At 30.7% G+C, this 19,169-nt stretch carries 19 protein-coding genes; 13 read left to right on the plus strand and 6 right to left on the minus strand.

Features of this window, described 5'->3' with window-relative positions; all coding sequences use genetic code 11:
- Nucleotides 1-4: 4 nt before the first annotated feature.
- Complete coding sequence (locus tag ACIJYA_RS02415; protein ID WP_435088889.1) at nucleotides 5-403, plus strand: HIT family protein; 399 nt, start codon at nucleotides 5-7, stop codon at nucleotides 401-403.
- A gap of 107 nt (nucleotides 404-510) precedes the next feature.
- Here ACIJYA_RS02415 and ACIJYA_RS02420 read toward each other — a convergent pair whose 3' ends face one another.
- Complete coding sequence (locus tag ACIJYA_RS02420; RefSeq protein ID WP_435088890.1) at nucleotides 511-795, minus strand: hypothetical protein; 285 nt, start codon at nucleotides 793-795, stop codon at nucleotides 511-513.
- Complete coding sequence (locus ACIJYA_RS02425) at nucleotides 779-2,233, minus strand: phosphomannomutase/phosphoglucomutase (RefSeq protein ID WP_435088891.1); 1,455 nt, start codon at nucleotides 2,231-2,233, stop codon at nucleotides 779-781. The genes ACIJYA_RS02420 and ACIJYA_RS02425 overlap by 17 nt, the downstream gene beginning before the upstream one ends.
- Nucleotides 2,234-2,390: 157 nt before the next feature.
- Between ACIJYA_RS02425 and ACIJYA_RS02430 the strand changes: the two genes are divergently transcribed.
- The gene (locus ACIJYA_RS02430; RefSeq protein WP_435088892.1) at nucleotides 2,391-4,328 is read left to right on the plus strand and encodes a ribonucleoside-diphosphate reductase subunit alpha; all 1,938 of its coding nucleotides are present in this window, start codon (nucleotides 2,391-2,393) and stop codon (nucleotides 4,326-4,328) included.
- Nucleotides 4,319-5,335 carry a ribonucleotide-diphosphate reductase subunit beta gene (locus ACIJYA_RS02435; RefSeq protein ID WP_435088893.1) on the plus strand — a complete coding sequence of 339 codons (1,017 nt, stop codon included), beginning with the start codon at nucleotides 4,319-4,321 and terminating at the stop codon, nucleotides 5,333-5,335. Before ACIJYA_RS02430 ends, ACIJYA_RS02435 begins: the two co-directional genes overlap by 10 nt.
- A 9-nt stretch (nucleotides 5,336-5,344) precedes the next feature.
- Here ACIJYA_RS02435 and ACIJYA_RS02440 read toward each other — a convergent pair whose 3' ends face one another.
- Genes ACIJYA_RS02440 through ACIJYA_RS02455 form a run of 4 tightly spaced genes read right to left on the minus strand, consistent with a single transcriptional unit; the run spans nucleotide 5,345 to nucleotide 9,604 of the window.
- Complete coding sequence (locus tag ACIJYA_RS02440) at nucleotides 5,345-6,469, minus strand: bifunctional 2-methylcitrate synthase/citrate synthase (RefSeq protein ID WP_435088894.1); 1,125 nt, start codon at nucleotides 6,467-6,469, stop codon at nucleotides 5,345-5,347.
- Nucleotides 6,469-7,365, minus strand: a complete 897-nt coding sequence (gene prpB, locus ACIJYA_RS02445) for a methylisocitrate lyase (protein ID WP_435088896.1) — start codon at nucleotides 7,363-7,365, stop codon at nucleotides 6,469-6,471. Before prpB ends, ACIJYA_RS02440 begins: the two co-directional genes overlap by 1 nt.
- The gene (locus tag ACIJYA_RS02450; RefSeq protein ID WP_435088898.1) at nucleotides 7,365-8,867 is read right to left on the minus strand and encodes an MmgE/PrpD family protein; all 1,503 of its coding nucleotides are present in this window, start codon (nucleotides 8,865-8,867) and stop codon (nucleotides 7,365-7,367) included. The genes prpB and ACIJYA_RS02450 overlap by 1 nt, the downstream gene beginning before the upstream one ends.
- 53 nt (nucleotides 8,868-8,920) lie before the next feature.
- Nucleotides 8,921-9,604, minus strand: a complete 684-nt coding sequence (locus tag ACIJYA_RS02455) for an HAD-IA family hydrolase (protein ID WP_435088899.1) — start codon at nucleotides 9,602-9,604, stop codon at nucleotides 8,921-8,923.
- 70 nt (nucleotides 9,605-9,674) lie between these two features.
- Between ACIJYA_RS02455 and ACIJYA_RS02460 the strand changes: the two genes are divergently transcribed.
- The 10 genes from ACIJYA_RS02460 to rpsD all read left to right on the plus strand — a co-directional run bounded on the left by ACIJYA_RS02460 (nucleotide 9,675) and on the right by rpsD (nucleotide 19,169).
- The gene (locus ACIJYA_RS02460) at nucleotides 9,675-9,890 is read left to right on the plus strand and encodes a hypothetical protein (RefSeq protein WP_435088900.1); all 216 of its coding nucleotides are present in this window, start codon (nucleotides 9,675-9,677) and stop codon (nucleotides 9,888-9,890) included.
- Between the two features lie 133 nt (nucleotides 9,891-10,023).
- Nucleotides 10,024-10,293, plus strand: coding sequence for a DapH/DapD/GlmU-related protein (locus tag ACIJYA_RS02465; protein WP_435088902.1), 270 nt, complete (start codon nucleotides 10,024-10,026; stop codon nucleotides 10,291-10,293).
- Nucleotides 10,294-10,296: 3 nt separating this feature from the next.
- Entirely contained in the window at nucleotides 10,297-12,117 is a 1,821-nt protein-coding gene (gene glmS / locus ACIJYA_RS02470) for a glutamine--fructose-6-phosphate transaminase (isomerizing) (protein ID WP_435088904.1), read from the plus strand.
- Nucleotides 12,118-12,145: 28 nt separating this feature from the next.
- Nucleotides 12,146-12,532: a DUF2306 domain-containing protein gene (locus ACIJYA_RS02475; protein WP_435088905.1), complete on the plus strand. Its 387-nt coding sequence runs from the start codon at nucleotides 12,146-12,148 to the stop codon at nucleotides 12,530-12,532.
- Between the two features lie 95 nt (nucleotides 12,533-12,627).
- The gene (locus ACIJYA_RS02480; protein WP_435088907.1) at nucleotides 12,628-14,007 is read left to right on the plus strand and encodes a class II 3-deoxy-7-phosphoheptulonate synthase; all 1,380 of its coding nucleotides are present in this window, start codon (nucleotides 12,628-12,630) and stop codon (nucleotides 14,005-14,007) included.
- Between the two features lie 39 nt (nucleotides 14,008-14,046).
- Nucleotides 14,047-14,784: an NAD(+) synthase gene (gene nadE, locus ACIJYA_RS02485; protein ID WP_435088909.1), complete on the plus strand. Its 738-nt coding sequence runs from the start codon at nucleotides 14,047-14,049 to the stop codon at nucleotides 14,782-14,784.
- 45 nt (nucleotides 14,785-14,829) lie between these two features.
- Complete coding sequence (cysS, locus tag ACIJYA_RS02490) at nucleotides 14,830-16,179, plus strand: cysteine--tRNA ligase (protein WP_435089249.1); 1,350 nt, start codon at nucleotides 14,830-14,832, stop codon at nucleotides 16,177-16,179.
- A complete protein-coding gene (cimA, locus tag ACIJYA_RS02495) occupies nucleotides 16,176-17,777 on the plus strand; it encodes a citramalate synthase (RefSeq protein ID WP_435088910.1) in 1,602 nt (533 codons plus the stop codon). The genes cysS and cimA overlap by 4 nt, the downstream gene beginning before the upstream one ends.
- A 20-nt stretch (nucleotides 17,778-17,797) precedes the next feature.
- Nucleotides 17,798-18,511, plus strand: a complete 714-nt coding sequence (locus ACIJYA_RS02500) for an RNA methyltransferase (protein WP_435088912.1) — start codon at nucleotides 17,798-17,800, stop codon at nucleotides 18,509-18,511.
- 40 nt (nucleotides 18,512-18,551) lie between these two features.
- On the plus strand, nucleotides 18,552-19,169 hold the full coding sequence (gene rpsD / locus ACIJYA_RS02505; protein WP_435088913.1) for a 30S ribosomal protein S4: 618 nt from the start codon (nucleotides 18,552-18,554) through the stop codon (nucleotides 19,167-19,169).

The raw sequence follows: 19,169 nt of genomic DNA on the forward strand, positions 1-19,169 counted from the left end.
TCTTATGTATCGAATTAATAAGAAATTCTTAAAATCCTCTCATCATATAACTGAACTAAAATTATGCTCTATAAGACTTCATGATAATTTTAAATTTCCCTGGTTGATATTAATACCTAAGAGAAAAAATGTAACAGATATCAGTGAACTTAATTCTAAAGATCAGATATTGCTTATGAAGGAAATTGTTTTGGTAAGTAGGCTTATGAAGAAACTATTTAAAACATCAAAACTTAATGTAGAAAAAATAGGTAATATAGTTCCACAATTACATATCCATATTATCTCTAGAAAAAAAACTGATAACTCTTGGCCGTTATCTGTATGGGCTGTTAAAGGAAAAAAATATTCAGCAGAAAACTTAAAAGATGTTTTAAATAAAATTAGATCAGCTTTTAAATAAAAAGAGGTGACTTCAGTCTCCCTCCATCACCTCATATGTAAATTTATATGATTCTTTGTCTTTTACTAAGCACGTTTTGATTGAATCTTTATAGAATTGTATAACTTTTATTCTATGATCTTTTCACAGAATTTTGATGCAAATTGAGTATCTTCAATTATTTGTTCTGGTTTTTGATTAAATACACTATCCAATTCATCATCTGAAAACCTTTCACTTAATTTATTAACTGTGCATTCGCAATAGGCTTTGGCTTTGTCTGTACCTAGATACTGTTTAGAGTTCTGGTAGCAACCAATATACATCTGTTGCCCATTTTGTTCGCTAAAAGCATGACTTTTAAAGGGTATTAATAAGAATAGAATTAAAATTAGGCTATATTTTTTGATCATATTCACCAACCTTTCCAGTTTTTTGGAGTAAATCATCAATAAATTCAAAGATTTTTTTCTTCCTAATATCTGATGTTGGGCTTTCAGTTACAATCACTAGTGATGGTTTGTTTGAAGATGCTCTAATCAGCCCCCAAGAACCATCATTAAAAGAAAATCTTACCCCATTTACTGTTAATACTTCCGTTATTATTTGATCATCAATTTTAGTTTTGTTATTTTTTATTTCTTCAACTTGTTTAACTAATTCTTCAACTACTTGGTATTTTTCTTCATCTTTACAGAAAGGAGCCATAGTGGGGGTTTGATATGTATTAGGTAATTCATTAATGATTTCAATCATCATTTTGTTTTGATTATCCAATAAATGGCACACATGAATTGCTGAATTAATTCCATCATCATAACCATAACCTAAAGGTTGATTAAAAAAGAAATGACCACTCTTTTCAAATCCTGCTAGTGCTTTTTCTGTGTTTACTTTTCTTTTAATGTGAGAATGACCAGTTTTCCAATAAATAGTTTCGCAATTATTTTTTAATAGAACATCATCTTTTGAGTATAATCCTGTTGACTTTACATCTACGACAAATTTTGAATTTTTGTGTTTTGTAGATAAGTTTCTTGCAATTAATAAACCAATTTTATCAGAAAATATTTCATTTCCTTCGTTGTCAATAACACCAACTCTATCTCCATCACCATCAAAACCAAAACCTATGTCTGCATTATTATCTTTAACAGCTTTAGCAATTGCATGTAGCATTTCAAGATCTTCAGGGTTTGGATTATATTTTGGAAAAGTCCAATCTAAATTACAATCAAGTTCAATTACTTCACAACCAATTCCTCTTAAAATATCAGGAGCAAAAACTCCTGCAGTACCATTTCCACAAGCAACAACTGCTTTTAATTTTTTATTGATCTTATTACCGTTTATTAAGTCATCTTTATAAACTTTTTGAAAATTTTCTATTTGCTTTTCAGATCCAGCCCCATTTGAGAATTTTTCATTTAATGTAATCTCTTTTAATTCTTTCATTTCTTCAGGAGCATGAGTTAAACCTTTTTTGATACCCATTTTTACACCAGTCCAACCATTTTCATTATGACTTGCTGTAACCATCGCAACGGCATCTGCGTTTAAATTAAATTGTGCAAAATAAACCATTGGTGATAATGATAACCCCAGATCTTCAATATGACATCCTGTTGAGATTAAACCTTTTTTAAGAGCACTTTTAATTTCCTCACTATAAGATCTATAGTCATGACCAACTATAACCCTTGGATTTTCTTTTTGAGTGTGAATTTTTATTTGTGTACCTAAACCTTTACCAAGATTCGTGATTCCTTCTCTGCTAATATCTTTTTCATACAACCAACGAGCGTCATATTCTCTAAAACCATAAGGATCTATTTTTATTTTTTCAGACATTTGTTAATTACTTACTATTTTTTAAATTTTTTTATTGATATTTTTTTTGTCACGTTCTATAAATGTTCTGTTGATTAATTGTTTATATAGTATATCAACATAAAACGCATACAACATCTAGTTGTTTTCGTCACAATAACAAAATATAGTATTAATTATGAATAAGATTCTATCACAGGCCCTAAAGAAAGCTGTCTCTGAATATAGCCCAGAAGTAAAAGAGGTATCAAAAGGAAATAGACCTGATCTTTTTTCTTTAAGTACCGAAACTGAACTTTTTCAAAATGACAAGGGAATTATAATTAAGATCGATCGATCTAAAGATGCAAACTTAACAGACTTTGGTAAGGCAACATTGAAAGACAGATATCTTGGTCATAACGAATCTTTTCAAGATTTATTCGCCCGTGTTGCAAGCTCATATGCTGATGATAATTTACATGCACAAAGAATTTATAATTACATAAGTAACCTTTGGTTTATGCCAGCAACACCTGTTCTATCAAATGGCGGAACTAAAAGAGGATTACCTATTTCATGTTTTTTAAATGAGGCATCAGATAGTTTGGGAGGAATTCTTGATCTTTGGAGTGAAAATGTTTGGTTAGCTGCAAAAGGTGGTGGTATAGGAAGTTACTGGGGTAATCTTAGATCTATCGGTGAAAAGATTGGTAAGGTTGGAAAAACCTCTGGAATAATACCATTTATAAAAGTTATGGATTCTTTAACAATGGCAATTAGCCAAGGTTCTTTAAGAAGAGGATCTGCCGCTTGTTATTTGCCAGTCGATCATCCTGAAATTGAAGAATTTATTGAAATGAGAAGACCTACAGGTGGTGATCCAAATAGAAAAGCATTAAATTTACACCACGGTGTTTTACTTTCAGATGCATTTATGAGAGCTGTAGAAAATGATGAGCAGTGGGGATTAAAAAGTCCTGCAGACGGTACTGTTCAGCAAACAATTTCTGCAAGAAATTTATGGATAAGATTATTAACTGCAAGAATTGAAACAGGTGAGCCTTATATAATTTATATCGATACAGTGAATAGATTAATTCCACAGCATCACAAGCTTGCTAACTTAACGGTTAAGACATCAAATCTATGTAGTGAAATAACTTTACCTACTGGAATTGATAAAGATGGGAGAGATAGAACCGCTGTATGTTGTTTATCTTCATTAAACTTAGAAAAGTACGAAGAGTGGAAAGATGACCCAGACATGATCAGTGATGTAATGAGATTCTTAGATAATGTTCTAAGTGATTTTATAAAAAAAGCTCCCGATCAATTTAAAGATGCAAAATACTCTGCAGAAAGAGAAAGAAGTGTTGGATTAGGTGTAATGGGCTTTCATTCTTTTTTACAAAAAAATAGAATTCCACTTGAGTCAGTAATGGCAAAGTCTTGGAACAAAAAAATATTTAAACAAATTGATGAACAGGTTAACAAAGCATCTAAAGATTTAGCTGAAGAAAGAGGAGCTTGCCCAGATGCTGCAGAATATGGATATCAAGAAAGATTTTCAAACAAAACAGCTATTGCACCAACTGCATCAATTTCAATTATATGTGGTGGAGCATCACCAGGGGTAGAGCCGATTGCAGCTAATAGTTATACCCACAAAACTTTGTCAGGTTCTTTTAATGTCAGAAATAGATATTTAGAAGAAATCTTAGAAGGTCATGGTAAAAATGATGATGAAACTTGGTCTACAATCACAACAAATCAAGGCTCTGTATCTCATTTAGATTTTTTAACTGATTTAGAAAAAGATGTTTTTAAAACTGCATTTGAGCTTAATCAGCAGTGGATTATTGAATTAAGTGGAGACAGAACTCCATTTATATCACAAGCTCAGTCAGTAAATTTATTTTTACCAGCTGATGTTCATAAAAAAGAATTACACAAAATTCATTTTGATGCTTGGAAGAAAGGCTTAAAGAGTCTTTATTACTGTAGATCAAAATCAATTCAAAGAGCTGAAAATATCAATGATGCAAAATCAACAGATGTTTTAGCCAACGTTTATAAAAACAAACAAACTAAATCTGAAGAACCAGAATACGAGGAGTGCCTATCATGTCAGTAGCAGAAAAAATTAAGACACCAAGCAATGAAATAATCCAACCAAAAAAAATGGGTTTATTAGTTGAAAACCCAGTTTACAAACCTTTCAGATATCCATGGTGTTATGATGCGTGGTTAACACAACAAAGAATTCATTGGTTACCGGAAGAAGTGCCATTAGGAGATGATGTTAGAGATTGGCAAAAAAATTTAACTCAATCAGAAAAAAATTTATTAACTCAAATATTTAGATTTTTTACTCAAGCTGATGTTGAGGTTAGTAATTGTTATCTGAGACATTACACAACTGTATTTAAACCCACTGAAGTTTTAATGATGATGACAGCTTTTGCTTCAATGGAGACTGTTCATGTAGCAGCTTATTCTCATTTATTAGATACTATTGGAATGCCAGAATCTGAATATTCTGCTTTCATGAAATATAAAGAAATGAAAGATAAATATGATTACATGCAAGGTTTCAATGTAAACTCTAAAGAAGATATTGCAAAAACAGTGGCGGTGTTTAGTGCGTTTACAGAGGGACTTCAATTGTTTGCAAGTTTTGCAATTCTTTTAAATTTTCCAAGACACAATAAGATGAAGGGAATGGGGCAGATTGTTACTTGGTCTGTTAGAGATGAAACTCTTCACTGTAATTCTATGATTAGAGTTTTTAAAGAATTCATAAATGAGAACCCAGAAATATGGACTCCAAAACTTAAAAAAGAGCTTTATGAAGCATGTAGAACTATTATTGAACACGAAGATGCTTTCATAGATCTTGCGTTTGAAATGGGTCCAATGGAAGGTTTAACTGCTCAAGAAGTTAAAGATTACATTAGATTTATAGCTAACAGAAGACTTACTCAATTAGGTCTAGAGCCAATTTATGATGTACAAAAAAATCCTTTAACTTGGTTAGACACAATGTTGAATGCTGTTGAGCACATGAACTTTTTTGAAGGTCGTGCAACAGAATATTCTAAAGCATCAACACAAGGTACTTGGGTAGAGGCTTTTAGTTAATCTTTAAAATTATCTATAATTTAATTCCATAACTTTTCGATGCTTGCTACCTTTATACTTAGCAAGTGGTCGAATAAGTTTATTTGCTGCATGCTGTTCCATAATGTGAGCAGACCAACCTGTAATTCTTGAAATTACAAATATTGGTGTAAAGAAATCAGTATCAAATCCCATTAAATGGTAAGTAGGACCAGTTGGGTAGTCCACATTAGGGTGGATATTCTTTTTCTTAATCATCACTTTTTCAACAATGTCGTAGATTTTTTCAAAAGTTTTATCCTTTTTAATTTTAGCAACTTTTCCAAAGTATTCTCTCATAGTGGGAACTCTAGAATCTCCGGATTTATAAACTCTATGACCAAACCCCATTACCACATCTTTGTTTTTTAAAGCATCATTTATCCATTTTAATGCATTTTCGGGTTTTTTAATTTTTTTCATCATGTGCATTACTTCTTCATTTGCACCACCATGAAGGGGCCCTTTTAAACTTGCTATGGCTCCAGTTATAGCTCCATGAATATCAGACAAACTGCTAGTAATGGTTCTTGCGGTAAAAGTTGAAACATTAAAACTATGCTCAGCATACAAAATTAGAGATACATCAAAAGCTTTAACAATTTCTTTTTGAGGAACTTTACCAAAACACATATTAAAAAAGTTTTCAGCAAAACTTAATTCTTTTTTAGGCTTAATAATTTTTTTGCCATTTCTTACTCTGTAAAAAGCAGCTAATGCTGTTGGTGTTTTAGCAAAAATTCTTAGAGCTTTTCTCATATTAGCCTCTGGTGAGGAGTTTGATGTTTCATTATCTTCTAAACCCATCACACTAACAGCTGTTCTTGCAACATCCATAGGATGAGATTTTTTTGGCATATGTTTAATTATTTCATATAAATTTTTAGATAGTTCTCTGTTATTTTTTTCTTCTTTTTCAAATTGTTTTAATTGAATTGAATTTGGAAGGTCTTTATTTAAAATTAAATAAGCAACTTCTTCAAATCTGCAATATTCACATAAATCTTGAGCAGCATAACCTCTATAAGTTAGAGAGTTTATTTCAGGCATTACTTTTGAAACTTCCGTTTCATCAACCACAATTCCTAATAAACCTTTTTTAATTTCATCACTCATTACTCATGTCCTTCCGTACTAAAGTTATAAATCTTTTCATCAAGAGAGTTATATTTCTCATATTCAACTAACTCATAAAGTCTTTTTCTAGTCTGCATTTTATCAATAATATTGTTCTGATGTCCATTTGCATAAATGTCTTTTAAGCCATCTTCTACATTTTTCATGGCTAATCTTTGTGTGGTAACTGGATAAATCACAATATTATACCCAAAATTCTCTAATTCTTTATAATTGAAAAGTTTTGATTTACCAAATTCAGTCATATTAGCTAATAGATAACATGAGAGTTCTTTTCTAACTTTTTCAAAATCTTTTTCGTCATGTAAAGCCTCTGGAAAGATAATTTCAGCACCGGCATCAATGTATGCTTTACATCTATCAATCATTTTATCAATTCCCTCAACTCCTTTTGCATCTGATCTTGCAATAATCTTAAAATTACTATCTTTTTTTGCAGCAACACATTCTTTAATTTTATCAACCATGGCATCTGTTGAAATTAATTCTTTATTATCAAGATGCCCACATCTTTTCCGTTCAACTTGATCCTCTAGATGAACAGCTGCAATCCCAAACTCTTCAAACGTTTCAATTGTTTCTTTACAAGATTTAAAACCCGTATCTATATCTACAATAGTTGGTAAATTAGTAACCCTTGATATTAAATATGATCTGGTACTGACATCTTGTAATGTTGTTAAACCAATATCTGGAAAGCCAAGATCATTAGCCATCACTCCACCAGAAACATACACTGCATCATAACCTATTTCTTCAATCAGTTTGGCTGTTAATGGATTATAGGCACCTGGAACTCTTAATATTTTCTTTGATTTTAATTTATCAACAAAATCTATTCTTTTTTGACTTGGTTCTTTGTCAACAAAATGCACTAAAATATTCCTTTTTTTAAATTTCTTTTTAAATCATTTTTTTTAATTTCTATATTTAGTTTATCCAACTGACCTGATTTTAATTGTTTTAAGTTTTGAACTATTTTTAAGAAACGATCACTTTCTTCCTTATTAAGAATACCATCTGTAAGTGTTAAAAACTTATTAATATAATTTTGTCTTTTAAATGGTCTCGCTCCATATGGGTGGGCATCAGCTCTATCAAGTTGTTCACTAATTTTTTTACCATTATTTAAAGTTACAACTACCTTAGCACCAAAAGATTTTTTCATTGGATTTGGATCGTGATATTTTTTAGTCCATTTCTTATCTTCGTAAGTCGTAATTGATTTCCAAATTTTAATAGTACTTTTTTTATTTGCTCTAGCCTTTGTGTAAGATTTTACATGATGCCAATCTCCATCCTCTAATGCTACAGCAAAAATATACATAATAGAGTGATCAAGTGTTTCTCTGCTTGCATTAGGATCCATTTTTTGAGGATCATTTGCTCCTGTGCCAATTACATAATGAGTATGGTGACTAGTAAATATATCAATCTTTTTTATTTGATTTAAGTTAGGTATCTTATTTTTAAGTTTCTTAGCTAAATCAATTAAAGCTTGTGATTGATATTCTGCTGAATATTCTTTTGTGTAAGTCTCGAGTATAGCTTTTTTAATTTCCCCTTTTTTAGGAAGTGGCACTTTATAATTAGCTTTTTTTCCATCTAATATTCTTGCTATAACGCTATCTTCACCCTCATATATTGGACTAGGTGCACCTTCACCACGCATAACTCTATCAACGGCTTCGATAGCAAGTTTGCCTGCATGAGCTGGCGCATATGCTTTCCAACTTGAAATTTCACCTTTTCTTGATTGTCTAGTTGAAACAGTAGTATGTAACGCTTGTTGAACTGCTTGATAAATTGTTTCAGTATTTAGTTTGAGCATTGATCCTAATCCAGCAGCAACACTTGGACCTAAATGGGCAATGTGATCTACTTTATGTTTATGTAAACAAATTCCTTTAACTAAATTTACTTGAACTTCATATGAAGTAATAATTCCACGTAATAAATCTAATCCACTAATTTTATTTTGTTGAGCAACTGCTAAAAGTGGGGGGATATTATCTCCTGGATGACTGTAGTCAGCTGCTAAAAAAGTATCATGAAAATCAAGCTCTCTAACAGCAGTTCCGTTTGACCATGCAGCCCATTCACAATCAAATTTAAGTTTCGAATTCACACCAAATAAAGTAGCTCCATTTTTTCTTGAGTGTTTTAACGCCATTTCTCTTGAAGAGATTACAGGCTTTCTGTTTAAAGAAGCTATTGCAACAGAAGCGTTATCAATAATCCTATTGATTACCATTTCTATTGCGTCTTTGTTTAATTTCGCATTATCACTTGCGATTTCAGCTATTTTCCAAGCAAGCTGTTTTTTCTTGGGAAGATTGATTTTAGATGGATAAACTTTAACTGTATGTAATAACAAAATAACTCCTTAATAGTAATTTTGTTTTAATAGCTAAAAAAAATTAATCAACGTTAAAGATATTTTGTTATAATTTTTTCAATACCAGTAAAGTCTTTTATTAGGTGATTATGATATATTTCGGTTGTATTTTTTTCTGTATATCCATTTTCTAATAAAATAACAGGTATCTCAGCAGCTTTAGCTGCATTTGCATCAGTTTCACTGTCACCAATCATAATAGTTTTCTTCAAATCTCCATCTAATATTTCAACCACATTTGTTAGGTGTCTGGGGTCTGGCTTACAATAATCAAAAGTATCTGATCCGGCGACATATTCAAAAAAATCATAAATACCAATCTTCTTCAAAAGATCATTAGATAGATACTCCTGTTTGTTTGTGCAAACAGCCATAGATATATTTTGTTCTTTGCACCATATTAAAAAATTCTTTACTCCTGTAACTAGAGTACTTTCGTTAACAATATTTTTACCATAAAAATTTACAAACTCTTTGACCATTTCATCTTTAATTTTTTCATCTAAAACTTTACTAAATTCTTTTTTTGCTTGTCCCCATATAGATCTTCCAATTAAAGCCCCAGCACCTTTGCCAACTAAATTTCTAATATCTTCTGTTGATTTAGTAGGGTACCCAAATTTTCTCATTACATGATTGTGAGCTAACATCAAATCTGGCGCTGTATCTACAAGGGTTCCATCTAAATCAAATAAAATTGTGAATTTTTGCTTCATTTTTAAAAGTTTTTTAAAGAAATATTATGTGAATTAATTAAGACTTATTCTTAATATAAAGCATTTTAAAATGAAAGAATTAAATTTACAAAATTCACAAACTAAACTTCGTACCAGATTTTTAAAAAATGGTGTCAAAATGACTGGACCAGAAACAATTTTCTTTTCACATGATACTAAAATTGGAAAGAATGTAACCATTGAGCCTTATGTTGTAATAGGAAAAAAAGTAAAGATAGGAAACAATGTTATTATAAAATCATTTTCACATTTAGAAGTCTTGTAAAATAGAAAATAAAGTTGAAATTGGACCTTATGCAAGAATAAGACCCAATACGATTTTAAAAGAAGGATCTAAAATTGGAAACTTTGTTGAAGTCAAAAAAAGTACAATTGGAAAAAAATCAAAAGTAAATCATTTGTCTTATATTGGAGATAGTGAAATTGGAAAATCAGTAAATATTGGAGCTGGAACAATTACTTGTAATTATGATGGAGTTAAAAAAAGTAAAACAAAAATTAAAGATAATGTATTTATAGGATCTAATTCATCATTAGTTGCCCCAATTACAATTGATAAACAAAGTGTAGTTGGTGCTGGGTCTGTAATTACAAAAAATGTAGGAAAAAAATCTCTAGCTTTAACAAGAGCGAAACATACTGAATTAAAAAATTATAAAAGAAAATAAATTATGTGTGGTATAATAGGTATTTCTAGCAACAAATCTGTATCAAGCAGCATTATTAATTCTCTTAAAAAATTAGAATATAGAGGTTATGACTCTGCTGGTATCGCAACTTTATCTCAAGGTTTCATTAATGAAGTTAAATCTGAAGGTAGAGTAGAAAATTTAGAAAATAATTTTGATTTAAAAAACCTTTCAGGAAATATAGGTATTGGCCATGTGAGATGGGCAACTCATGGTGTACCAAATAGTGTTAATGCTCACCCACACTCATCAGAAAATGTTTCAGTAGTCCATAACGGAATTATAGAGAATTCTACATTGCTAAAAAAATATTTATTAAGCAAAGGTCATAAATTTAAATCTCAAACAGATACAGAGGTTATTGTGCATTTAATCACAGAAAATTTAAAAACATCTGAATTAAAAGATGCAATTACAAAAACTTTGAAACAACTTCATGGAAGCTTTGCTTTAGGAATTATATTTAAAGATATGCCCGATTTAATAATTGGAGCAAGAAGAGGCTCTCCTTTAGCCGTTGGGTATGGACCTAGTGAAAATTATCTTGGATCAGATTCTTATGCCCTTAAATCAATGACAAACAAAATAACTTACTTGGATGATGGTGAATTTTGTTTTGTAAAAAAAGATGAAGTGCATTTTTTTAATGAAGAGGGAACAAAGATTAACAAAAAAGTTTTAGAACTTTCTTCAGATCAGCAAAATTATGACAAGGGTGATTATAAGCATTTTATGGCTAAAGAAATTGAGGAGCAGCCTCAAACCTTGAAAACTGGTATCAAGGAATATCTGGATAATATGAATAATGACATCAATATTTACAATTTCCCATGGAAAATAGATGAAATTAAATCAGTCATGCTAATTGGCTGTGGAACAGCATACCATTCCTGTCTGATGGCTAAATATTGGTTTGAAGAATTAACAACTTTAGATGTTAACATTGATATCGCATCGGAGTTTAGATATCGAAAAAATAGATTTAAAAATGATACTTTGTATATCTTTGTTTCTCAGTCGGGTGAAACCGCAGATACTTATGCAGCTTTAGACTTATGTAATAAAAATAAGATGAAAACATGTGCTGTTGTAAATGTAATTGAAAGCTCAATAGCAAGAGATTCAAATTTTGTATTACCTATTCATTGTGGGCCAGAAATTGGTGTAGCTTCAACAAAAGCGTTTCTAGGTCAAATACTTGTTTTATATATTTTATCGTTAAAATTATCATCATTAAGAAATGAAATTGATAACAAAGATTACAAAGAAAAAATCAAAGATCTTAAAAATCTTCCAAACTTAATTGAACAAACATTATTAATTGATAATGATGTCCAGGCTATTGCATCAACATTTAACGAAGCTAAAGGATCAATGTTTTTAGGAAGAGGTTTCTCTTACCCAATTGCACTTGAAGGTGCGTTAAAACTAAAAGAATTATCTTACGTTCATGCTGAAGGATATCCTGCTGGTGAAATGAAACATGGACCCTTAGCATTAATTGAAGAGGGTATGCCTGTTGTGGTTTTAGCCCCGAGAGATAATTATTATAAAAAAACGATTTCAAATATGCAAGAAGTTGTAGCAAGAGGTGCAAAAGTTTTATTGATTACAAATAAAAGCAAAGATGAAATCATCTCTGAAAATATTTGGGAAAGTATTGAGGTTGAAACTACAAATGATGACTTGCTCCCATTTCTTTTAACTATTCCACTTCAAAAACTTGCTTATTATTCTGCTCTCAAAAAAGGTTACGATATCGATAAACCAAGAAATTTAGCAAAATCTGTAACTGTGGAGTAATTTTTAATAGAGAGTTACCCAATTAAATATGCAGATAATTTATGTTCATGCAGCACTTGCACTTTTAGCTATTCCACTTGGTTTATATATTTTTGTAAATAAAAAAGGGACAAAGCATCACAGAATACTTGGGCGTATCTGGGTGATTGTTTTGATAATTGTTTCTATAACAGCATTATTCATTCAAACAATAAACCCAGGACAATATTCATTAATCCATCTTTTAATACCATACACCATAGGTTCATTAATTTATTCTATTTGGAACATAAAGAAATTTAAGAAGACTAAAATAGAAAGATATAAAATTAAACACATGCATTCAATGATTGGTGTGTATATTGGAGCACTTTTAATTGCTGGTGCATTTACTTTGATGCCTGGAAGATTATTTCATGAGATTATATTTGGTTAAAATTAAAGAAATTAATAAAATTTAACTCTCTAGTCAAAACCAGCCAGTAACAGTTGAATAAAGTCTAAACTCTGTTAAACAATCCTTAGTTGAATATGAAAAATTGGAAAAAAAATAGCTGGAGAAAATATCCTGTAAAACACATTCCGGAATATCCCAATAAAAAGGAATTAGAGACGGTTTTGGATAAAGTTGGAACATTTCCACCATTGGTATTTGCAGGTGAGACAAGGCATTTAAAAGATCAGCTTGCTGATGTAGTGGATGGTAAAGCATTTTTACTTCAAGGAGGAGACTGCGCAGAAAGTTTTGCAGAATTTAATCCAGATAATATTAGAGATACATTTAAACTAATGTTGCAAATGTCATTAGTTTTAACTTATTCAGCATCATTACCAGTCGTAAAAGTTGGAAGAATAGCTGGTCAATTTTCAAAACCTAGAAGTTCGCCAGTAGAGTCTAAAGATGGTATAGAGCTTCCAAGTTATTTAGGTGATAATATTAATGGAATGGAATTTAATGAAAAGTCAAGAGTTCCTGATCCAAAAAGATTATTTAAAGCTTACTCTCAATCAGCTGCAACATTAAATTTAATTAGAGCTTTTTGCCATGGCGGATTTGCTGATTTACAAAATGTGCACAATTGGAACCTTGGATTTATCAAAAATAGTCCAACGTTAAAGAGATTTAAAGATTTAGAAGATAAAATAGCTGATGCATTAGCATTTATGGATGCATGTGGAATAAACTCTGACTTTAATAGAAGATTAAAGACAGTTAATTTTTGGACTTCACACGAAGCATTGTTATTACCTTTTGAAGAAACAATGACCAGAACAGACTCTACGACCGGAGAAAATCATGACACCTCAGCTCATTTTGTTTGGATTGGAGACAGAACTAGACAACTTGATGGTGGACACGTTGAATTTTGTAGAGGAATTGAAAATCCAATTGGAATTAAATGTGGGCCAACTCTAAAACCAGAAGATTTAATAAATCTTTGTAATAAAATTAATCCAAGTAATGAAAAAGGAAAAATTACTTTAATATCAAGATTTGGTGCAGATAACGTTTCAAAACATTTACCTAAATTAATAAGAGCAATTAAAAAAGAAGGTTTAAATGTAATTTGGTCGTGTGATCCTTGTCATGGTAACACAGTTAAAGCTGCTACAGGATTTAAGACAAGACCTTTTAATAGCGTTTTAAACGAAGTTAAAAATGTATTTGCTTGTCATCAAAGTGAAGGAAGTTATGCGGGAGGCTTACATATAGAAATGACCGGCCAAAATGTTACTGAATGTATCGGTGGAGCTCAAAAAATATCAGAAAAAGATTTATCATCTAGATATCACACCCATTGCGACCCGAGACTTAATGCAAATCAAGCCTTAGAATTAGCTTTTTTAATTTCTGATGAGATTAAAAAGAATAGCTCATATTCTAAAAATGCAGACAGAGCGGCATCTTAAAACATTGTAAAAGATACCAACTAATAATATTTTAAGATTATGAATGCTTTAGAAAAAGTAAATTTTATATCTAATTGGATAAAAGATTATGCCAACAATACGCCAAGTAAGGCACAATCATTGGTTATTGGGATCTCTGGTGGGATAGACTCTTCTGTTTCAAGCACCTTAAGTGCAATGACTGGATTAAAAACAATTGTATTATCAATGCCAATTAAACAAAAATCTCAGCAACATGATTTAAGTTTAAAACATCAAGAGTGGTTGGTTAAGAAATTTGATAATGTTGAAGCACACACAGTGAACCTAGATGAATTATTTTCTGCTTTTTCCTCTACTTTATCTCAATTTGATAATGAACATGGAATGGCAAATTCTAGAGCAAGATTAAGAATGACTACTCTTTATCAAGTAGCTGCAGCAAACAAAGGTATAGTTGTTGGCACGGGAAATAAGATAGAGGATTTTGGTGTTGGGTTTTATACTAAGTATGGTGATGGTGGAGTTGATATTTCTCCAATAGCAGATTGTAATAAAACAGAAGTTTGGGAGATAGGAAAAGAACTTAGAATTTTAGACGAGATAATTGAGGCAGCTCCTACAGATGGACTATGGGATGATGGTCGAACGGATGAAGGCCAACTTGGTTTAAAATATCATGAATTAGAGGAAGCTATGGATAACCCAAACTCACCTAATAGAGCTAAATACGAAACAATAAGAAAACAAAATTTGCATAAAATGGAGCCCATTCCAGTTTGCAAAATTCCAAATTAATCAAATAGATTCACAAATCTATAAATTAAGTATATTTCTAAAATGATGAATAAAGATATTTTTTTAACAAACAATCTAAGTAACAAAAAAGAAAAATTTGTTCCATTAGATGAAAAAAAAGTAGGCATGTATGTTTGCGGACCTACAGTTTATGATGACCCTCATATTGGTAATGCTAGACCTATAGTTATCTTTGATATTCTTTTTAAAATACTCAAGAGTAAATTTCCTCTAGTGACTTATGTAAGAAATATTACAGATGTTGATGATAAAATAATTAAATCATCAAATGATAAGAAAATATCTATCTCAGATTTAACTGAAACTGTAATCAAAAGTTTTGATGAAGATTGTAATTATCTAAATTGTGAAGCACCAACACATCAACCTAAAGCGACAGAACATATAGATTTAATGATTGAGATGATTTCTGAATTAATCAAAAAAGATTTTGCTTATGAAAATAATAAACATGTTTATTTTGAAGTCAAAAAGTTTGAAGACTATGGAAAATTATCCAACAAAAAGTTAGAAGATTTAATTGCTGGATCAAGAGTTGAAGTAAGTGACAACAAAAAGAGCTCTGAAGATTTTGTGTTATGGAAACCTTCTTTAGAAAATGAACCATCTTGGGACTCTCCATGGGGAAAAGGTAGACCAGGTTGGCATTTAGAATGTTCAGCAATGTCTAAAAAATTTCTAGGTAATGAATTTGATATACATGGAGGAGGAATAGATTTAATTTTTCCACATCATGAAAATGAAATAGCTCAATCAAGATGTGCAAATGACACTAAGGTTTTTGCAAGGTATTGGCTGCATAATGCTTTTATCACTATGTCCAATGAAAAAATGGCAAAATCTCAAGGAAATATATTAAAAATAAAAGATTTTAGAAAAAAAGTTAGCGGTCAAGTTTTAAGGTTGGCTTTAATTAGCGCGCACTACAAACAGCCATTGGATTGGAATGATAAACTATTAGAGGATTGTCAAAATACGATTGATAAATGGTATAATGTTTATATGCCGTCAAACAAAGATGTTAATGACGAAACTATCCAACCTTTGTATGACGATATAAATACACCTGGTTATATTGCAAATTTACATAAACTTTATGAAAAAGCTAATAAAGGAAATGATGAAGACAAACAAATATTTAATTCAGCTTGTAACTTTATAGGCTTACTTCAAGAAACCAAAGAGGTGTGGTTAAATTATAAAAAAGATAAAGCAGATATTTCAGAACAAGAAATTAAAAGCAAGATAGAGCTTAGAAATAAAGCTAGAGCTGATAAAGATTATAAAGAAGCCGATAATATAAGAAACTACCTTTTTGATAAAGGTGTTTTAATAGAAGATAAAGATGGTAAAACAATTTGGAAATTTAAATGAGTAAGGAAAAACTATATATTTTTGACACCACGTTAAGAGACGGTGCTCAAACTCAAGGTGTCGACTTTTCAATTGATGATAAAGAAAAAATATCAAATTCACTTGATAACTTAGGAGTTGATTATATTGAGGGTGGTTGGCCAGGAGCCAATCCAACAGATACTGAATTTTTTAATAAAGATCATGGTTTTAAAAATGCTAAATTAACTGCATTTGGTATGACCAAAAAATCAGAGCATAGTGCGGAAAACGACCCAATGTTAGCTTCATTAATTAATTCAAAAAGTTCATCAGTTTGTTTGTTTGGAAAATCCTGGGATTTTCAAGTTGATGTAGCACTTGGAATCACTAGTGAAGAAAATTTAGAAAATATAAGCGAAAGTGCAAAACATATAGTTGGCTCAGGTAAAGAATTTATGTTTGATGCTGAACATTTTTTTGATGGATATAAATCAAATCCAGATTACGCATTAAAATGCCTTAAGGTAGCGTTTGATCAAGGGGCTAGATGGATTGTTTTGTGTGATACGAATGGTGGAACTCTTCCACACGAAGTATCAAAAATTGTATCAGAAGTTACAAAACATATTCCAGGTGACAATTTAGGTATACATGCTCATAACGACACTGAAAATGCTGTAGCAAATAGTTTGGCTGCTGTTCAAGCAGGGGTTAGACAAATCCAAGGAACTATCAATGGATTAGGGGAGAGATGTGGTAATGCAAATTTAATGTCTTTAATTCCTTCATTGTTTTTAAAGAGTGATTTTAGTAATAAATTTGAACTTAATATCAAACGAGAAAATTTAAAAAATCTAACTCAATGCTCAAGATTATTGGATGAATTATTAAACAGAAAACCTAACAAACATTTGCCTTATGTGGGAGCTTCTGCCTTTTCACACAAAGGTGGAATGCATGTTTCTGCAGTTCAAAAAAATCCAAAAACTTATGAACATATTGAACCTGAGGAAGTAGGAAACTCAAGAAACATTGTTGTTTCAGACCAAGCTGGTCAATCAAACATAATGTCTAGATTAAAATCTATTGGTATCCAAATAGAAAAAAATGATCCAAAAATTAAAAAACTTTTAAGTGAAGTTAAAGACAGAGAATTTATTGGTTATAGTTATGATGGAGCAGACGCTTCATTTGAATTATTAGCTAGAAGATTGATAGGCGATATCCCGCGATACATATTAATTAATGAGTATGATGTATCAGTTAAAAAAGATAGTACTGGTGAAATCATTTCTCATGCTAAAGCTCAATTAGAGGTTGATGGTCAAAAAATATTATGTGAAGGACAGGGTAATGGACCTGTAAATGCACTTGATAATGCGATTAGAAAAAATGTAAATAAGCTTGCTAAATATTCTGAGTATTTAAAAGACTTAAAACTAGTTGATTATAAAGTAAGAATTTTAAATACAGGTACTGAAGCAGTAACTAGAGTTTCAATTGAAAGCACAGACTCTAAAGGTATTAACTGGTTTACCATAGGTGTTTCACCAAACATAATTGATGCATCATTTAAAGCATTGGTTGATAGTTTGGATTATAAATTATTTAAGGATAAGGCTCCAGCTAGCTTATAAGTTTTGATTTATCATTAATAATGTCATCAAATAATATTACTTTTATTTTACATAAGCCACAGTTATCAGAAAATATTGGTGCATGCGCTAGAGGAATGAAGAACTTTAATTTTCAAAAACTGTCAATTATTGATCCAAAACCTATTTTTCCTAATGATAAAATTTTAGCAACTTCTGTTGGTGCCAAAAATATAATTAATAAAAGTAAAGTGTTTGATGTCTTAGAGCCTGCACTAAAAGATATAGATTATGTCATTGCAACATCTGCTAGATTTAGAAACAAAAACATTAAGCATATTCAATTAGAAGACTTAAAAAAGATTGATTTCAACAAAAAAGTAGCATTTCTTTTTGGATCTGAAGCTTCAGGTTTGTCGAATAATGAAGTGAGTTATGCGAATTACACGTTACAAATTCCAACTAATCCTGAATTCAAATCTTTAAATTTATCTCATAGCTTAATTATCATTGCTCAGTATGTCTCAAGCATCATAAAATCTAAGACTTCCAATTTTAAAAAATCTAAAAAGGTTAAAGCTGCCTCTAAAAAAGAGATACATTCAATGACCAATTTATGCATTCAAAACTTAGATGAGATCAATTTCTTCAAACCAAAGGAAAAGAAACCTATTATGCTAGAAAATCTTAGAAATATTTTCTACAGAATGGAATTATCAGCCAAAGAAACGCGTATATTAGCCAGTGTATTCGCTAGTTTGGGTAAAAAACGTTGATTGACAAAATAGCCTGTAAGCTTATAAACCCCAATATCAAATGACAAAAAGATTAAACTCTAAACATAAAGTAGATAGAAGATTAAAAGCTAATCTATGGGGAAGACCAAAGAGTCCTTTCAATAAAAGAGACTATGGACCAGGACAACACGGTCAAGGTAGAAAAGGTAAGCCATCAGATTATGGAACGCAGTTGCAAGCTAAGCAAAAATTAAAAGCTTACTACGGTAACATTAACGAGAGACAATTTAGAAATATTTATAAAAAAGCTGTTATGCTTAAGGGTGATACTGGTGAAAATTTAATTGGTTTACTTGAAAGAAGATTAGATGCAGTTATTTACAGAGCAAAATTTGCAACAACAGTTTTTTCTTCAAGACAATTAATTAACCATGGCCACGTAAGAGTTAACGGTAAAAAAGTTAATATTGGTAGTTACATAGTTAAAGAAGAAGACTCAATTGAGATCAGAGATAAATCTAAGCAATTAGCAATTATTGATATTGCTTTAGCTAACAAAGAAAGAGAAACACCAGAATATATTCAAATGGATGAGAAAAACAAAAAAGTTAAATTTGTAAGAGTACCTAAGTTTGAAGAAGTTCCTTATCCAATTGTGATGGAACCAAACTTAGTAATTGAATATTACTCTAGATAA

Source organism: Candidatus Pelagibacter bacterium nBUS_29 (assembly GCF_051200905.1).
Lineage (GTDB): Bacteria > Pseudomonadota > Alphaproteobacteria > Pelagibacterales > Pelagibacteraceae > Pelagibacter.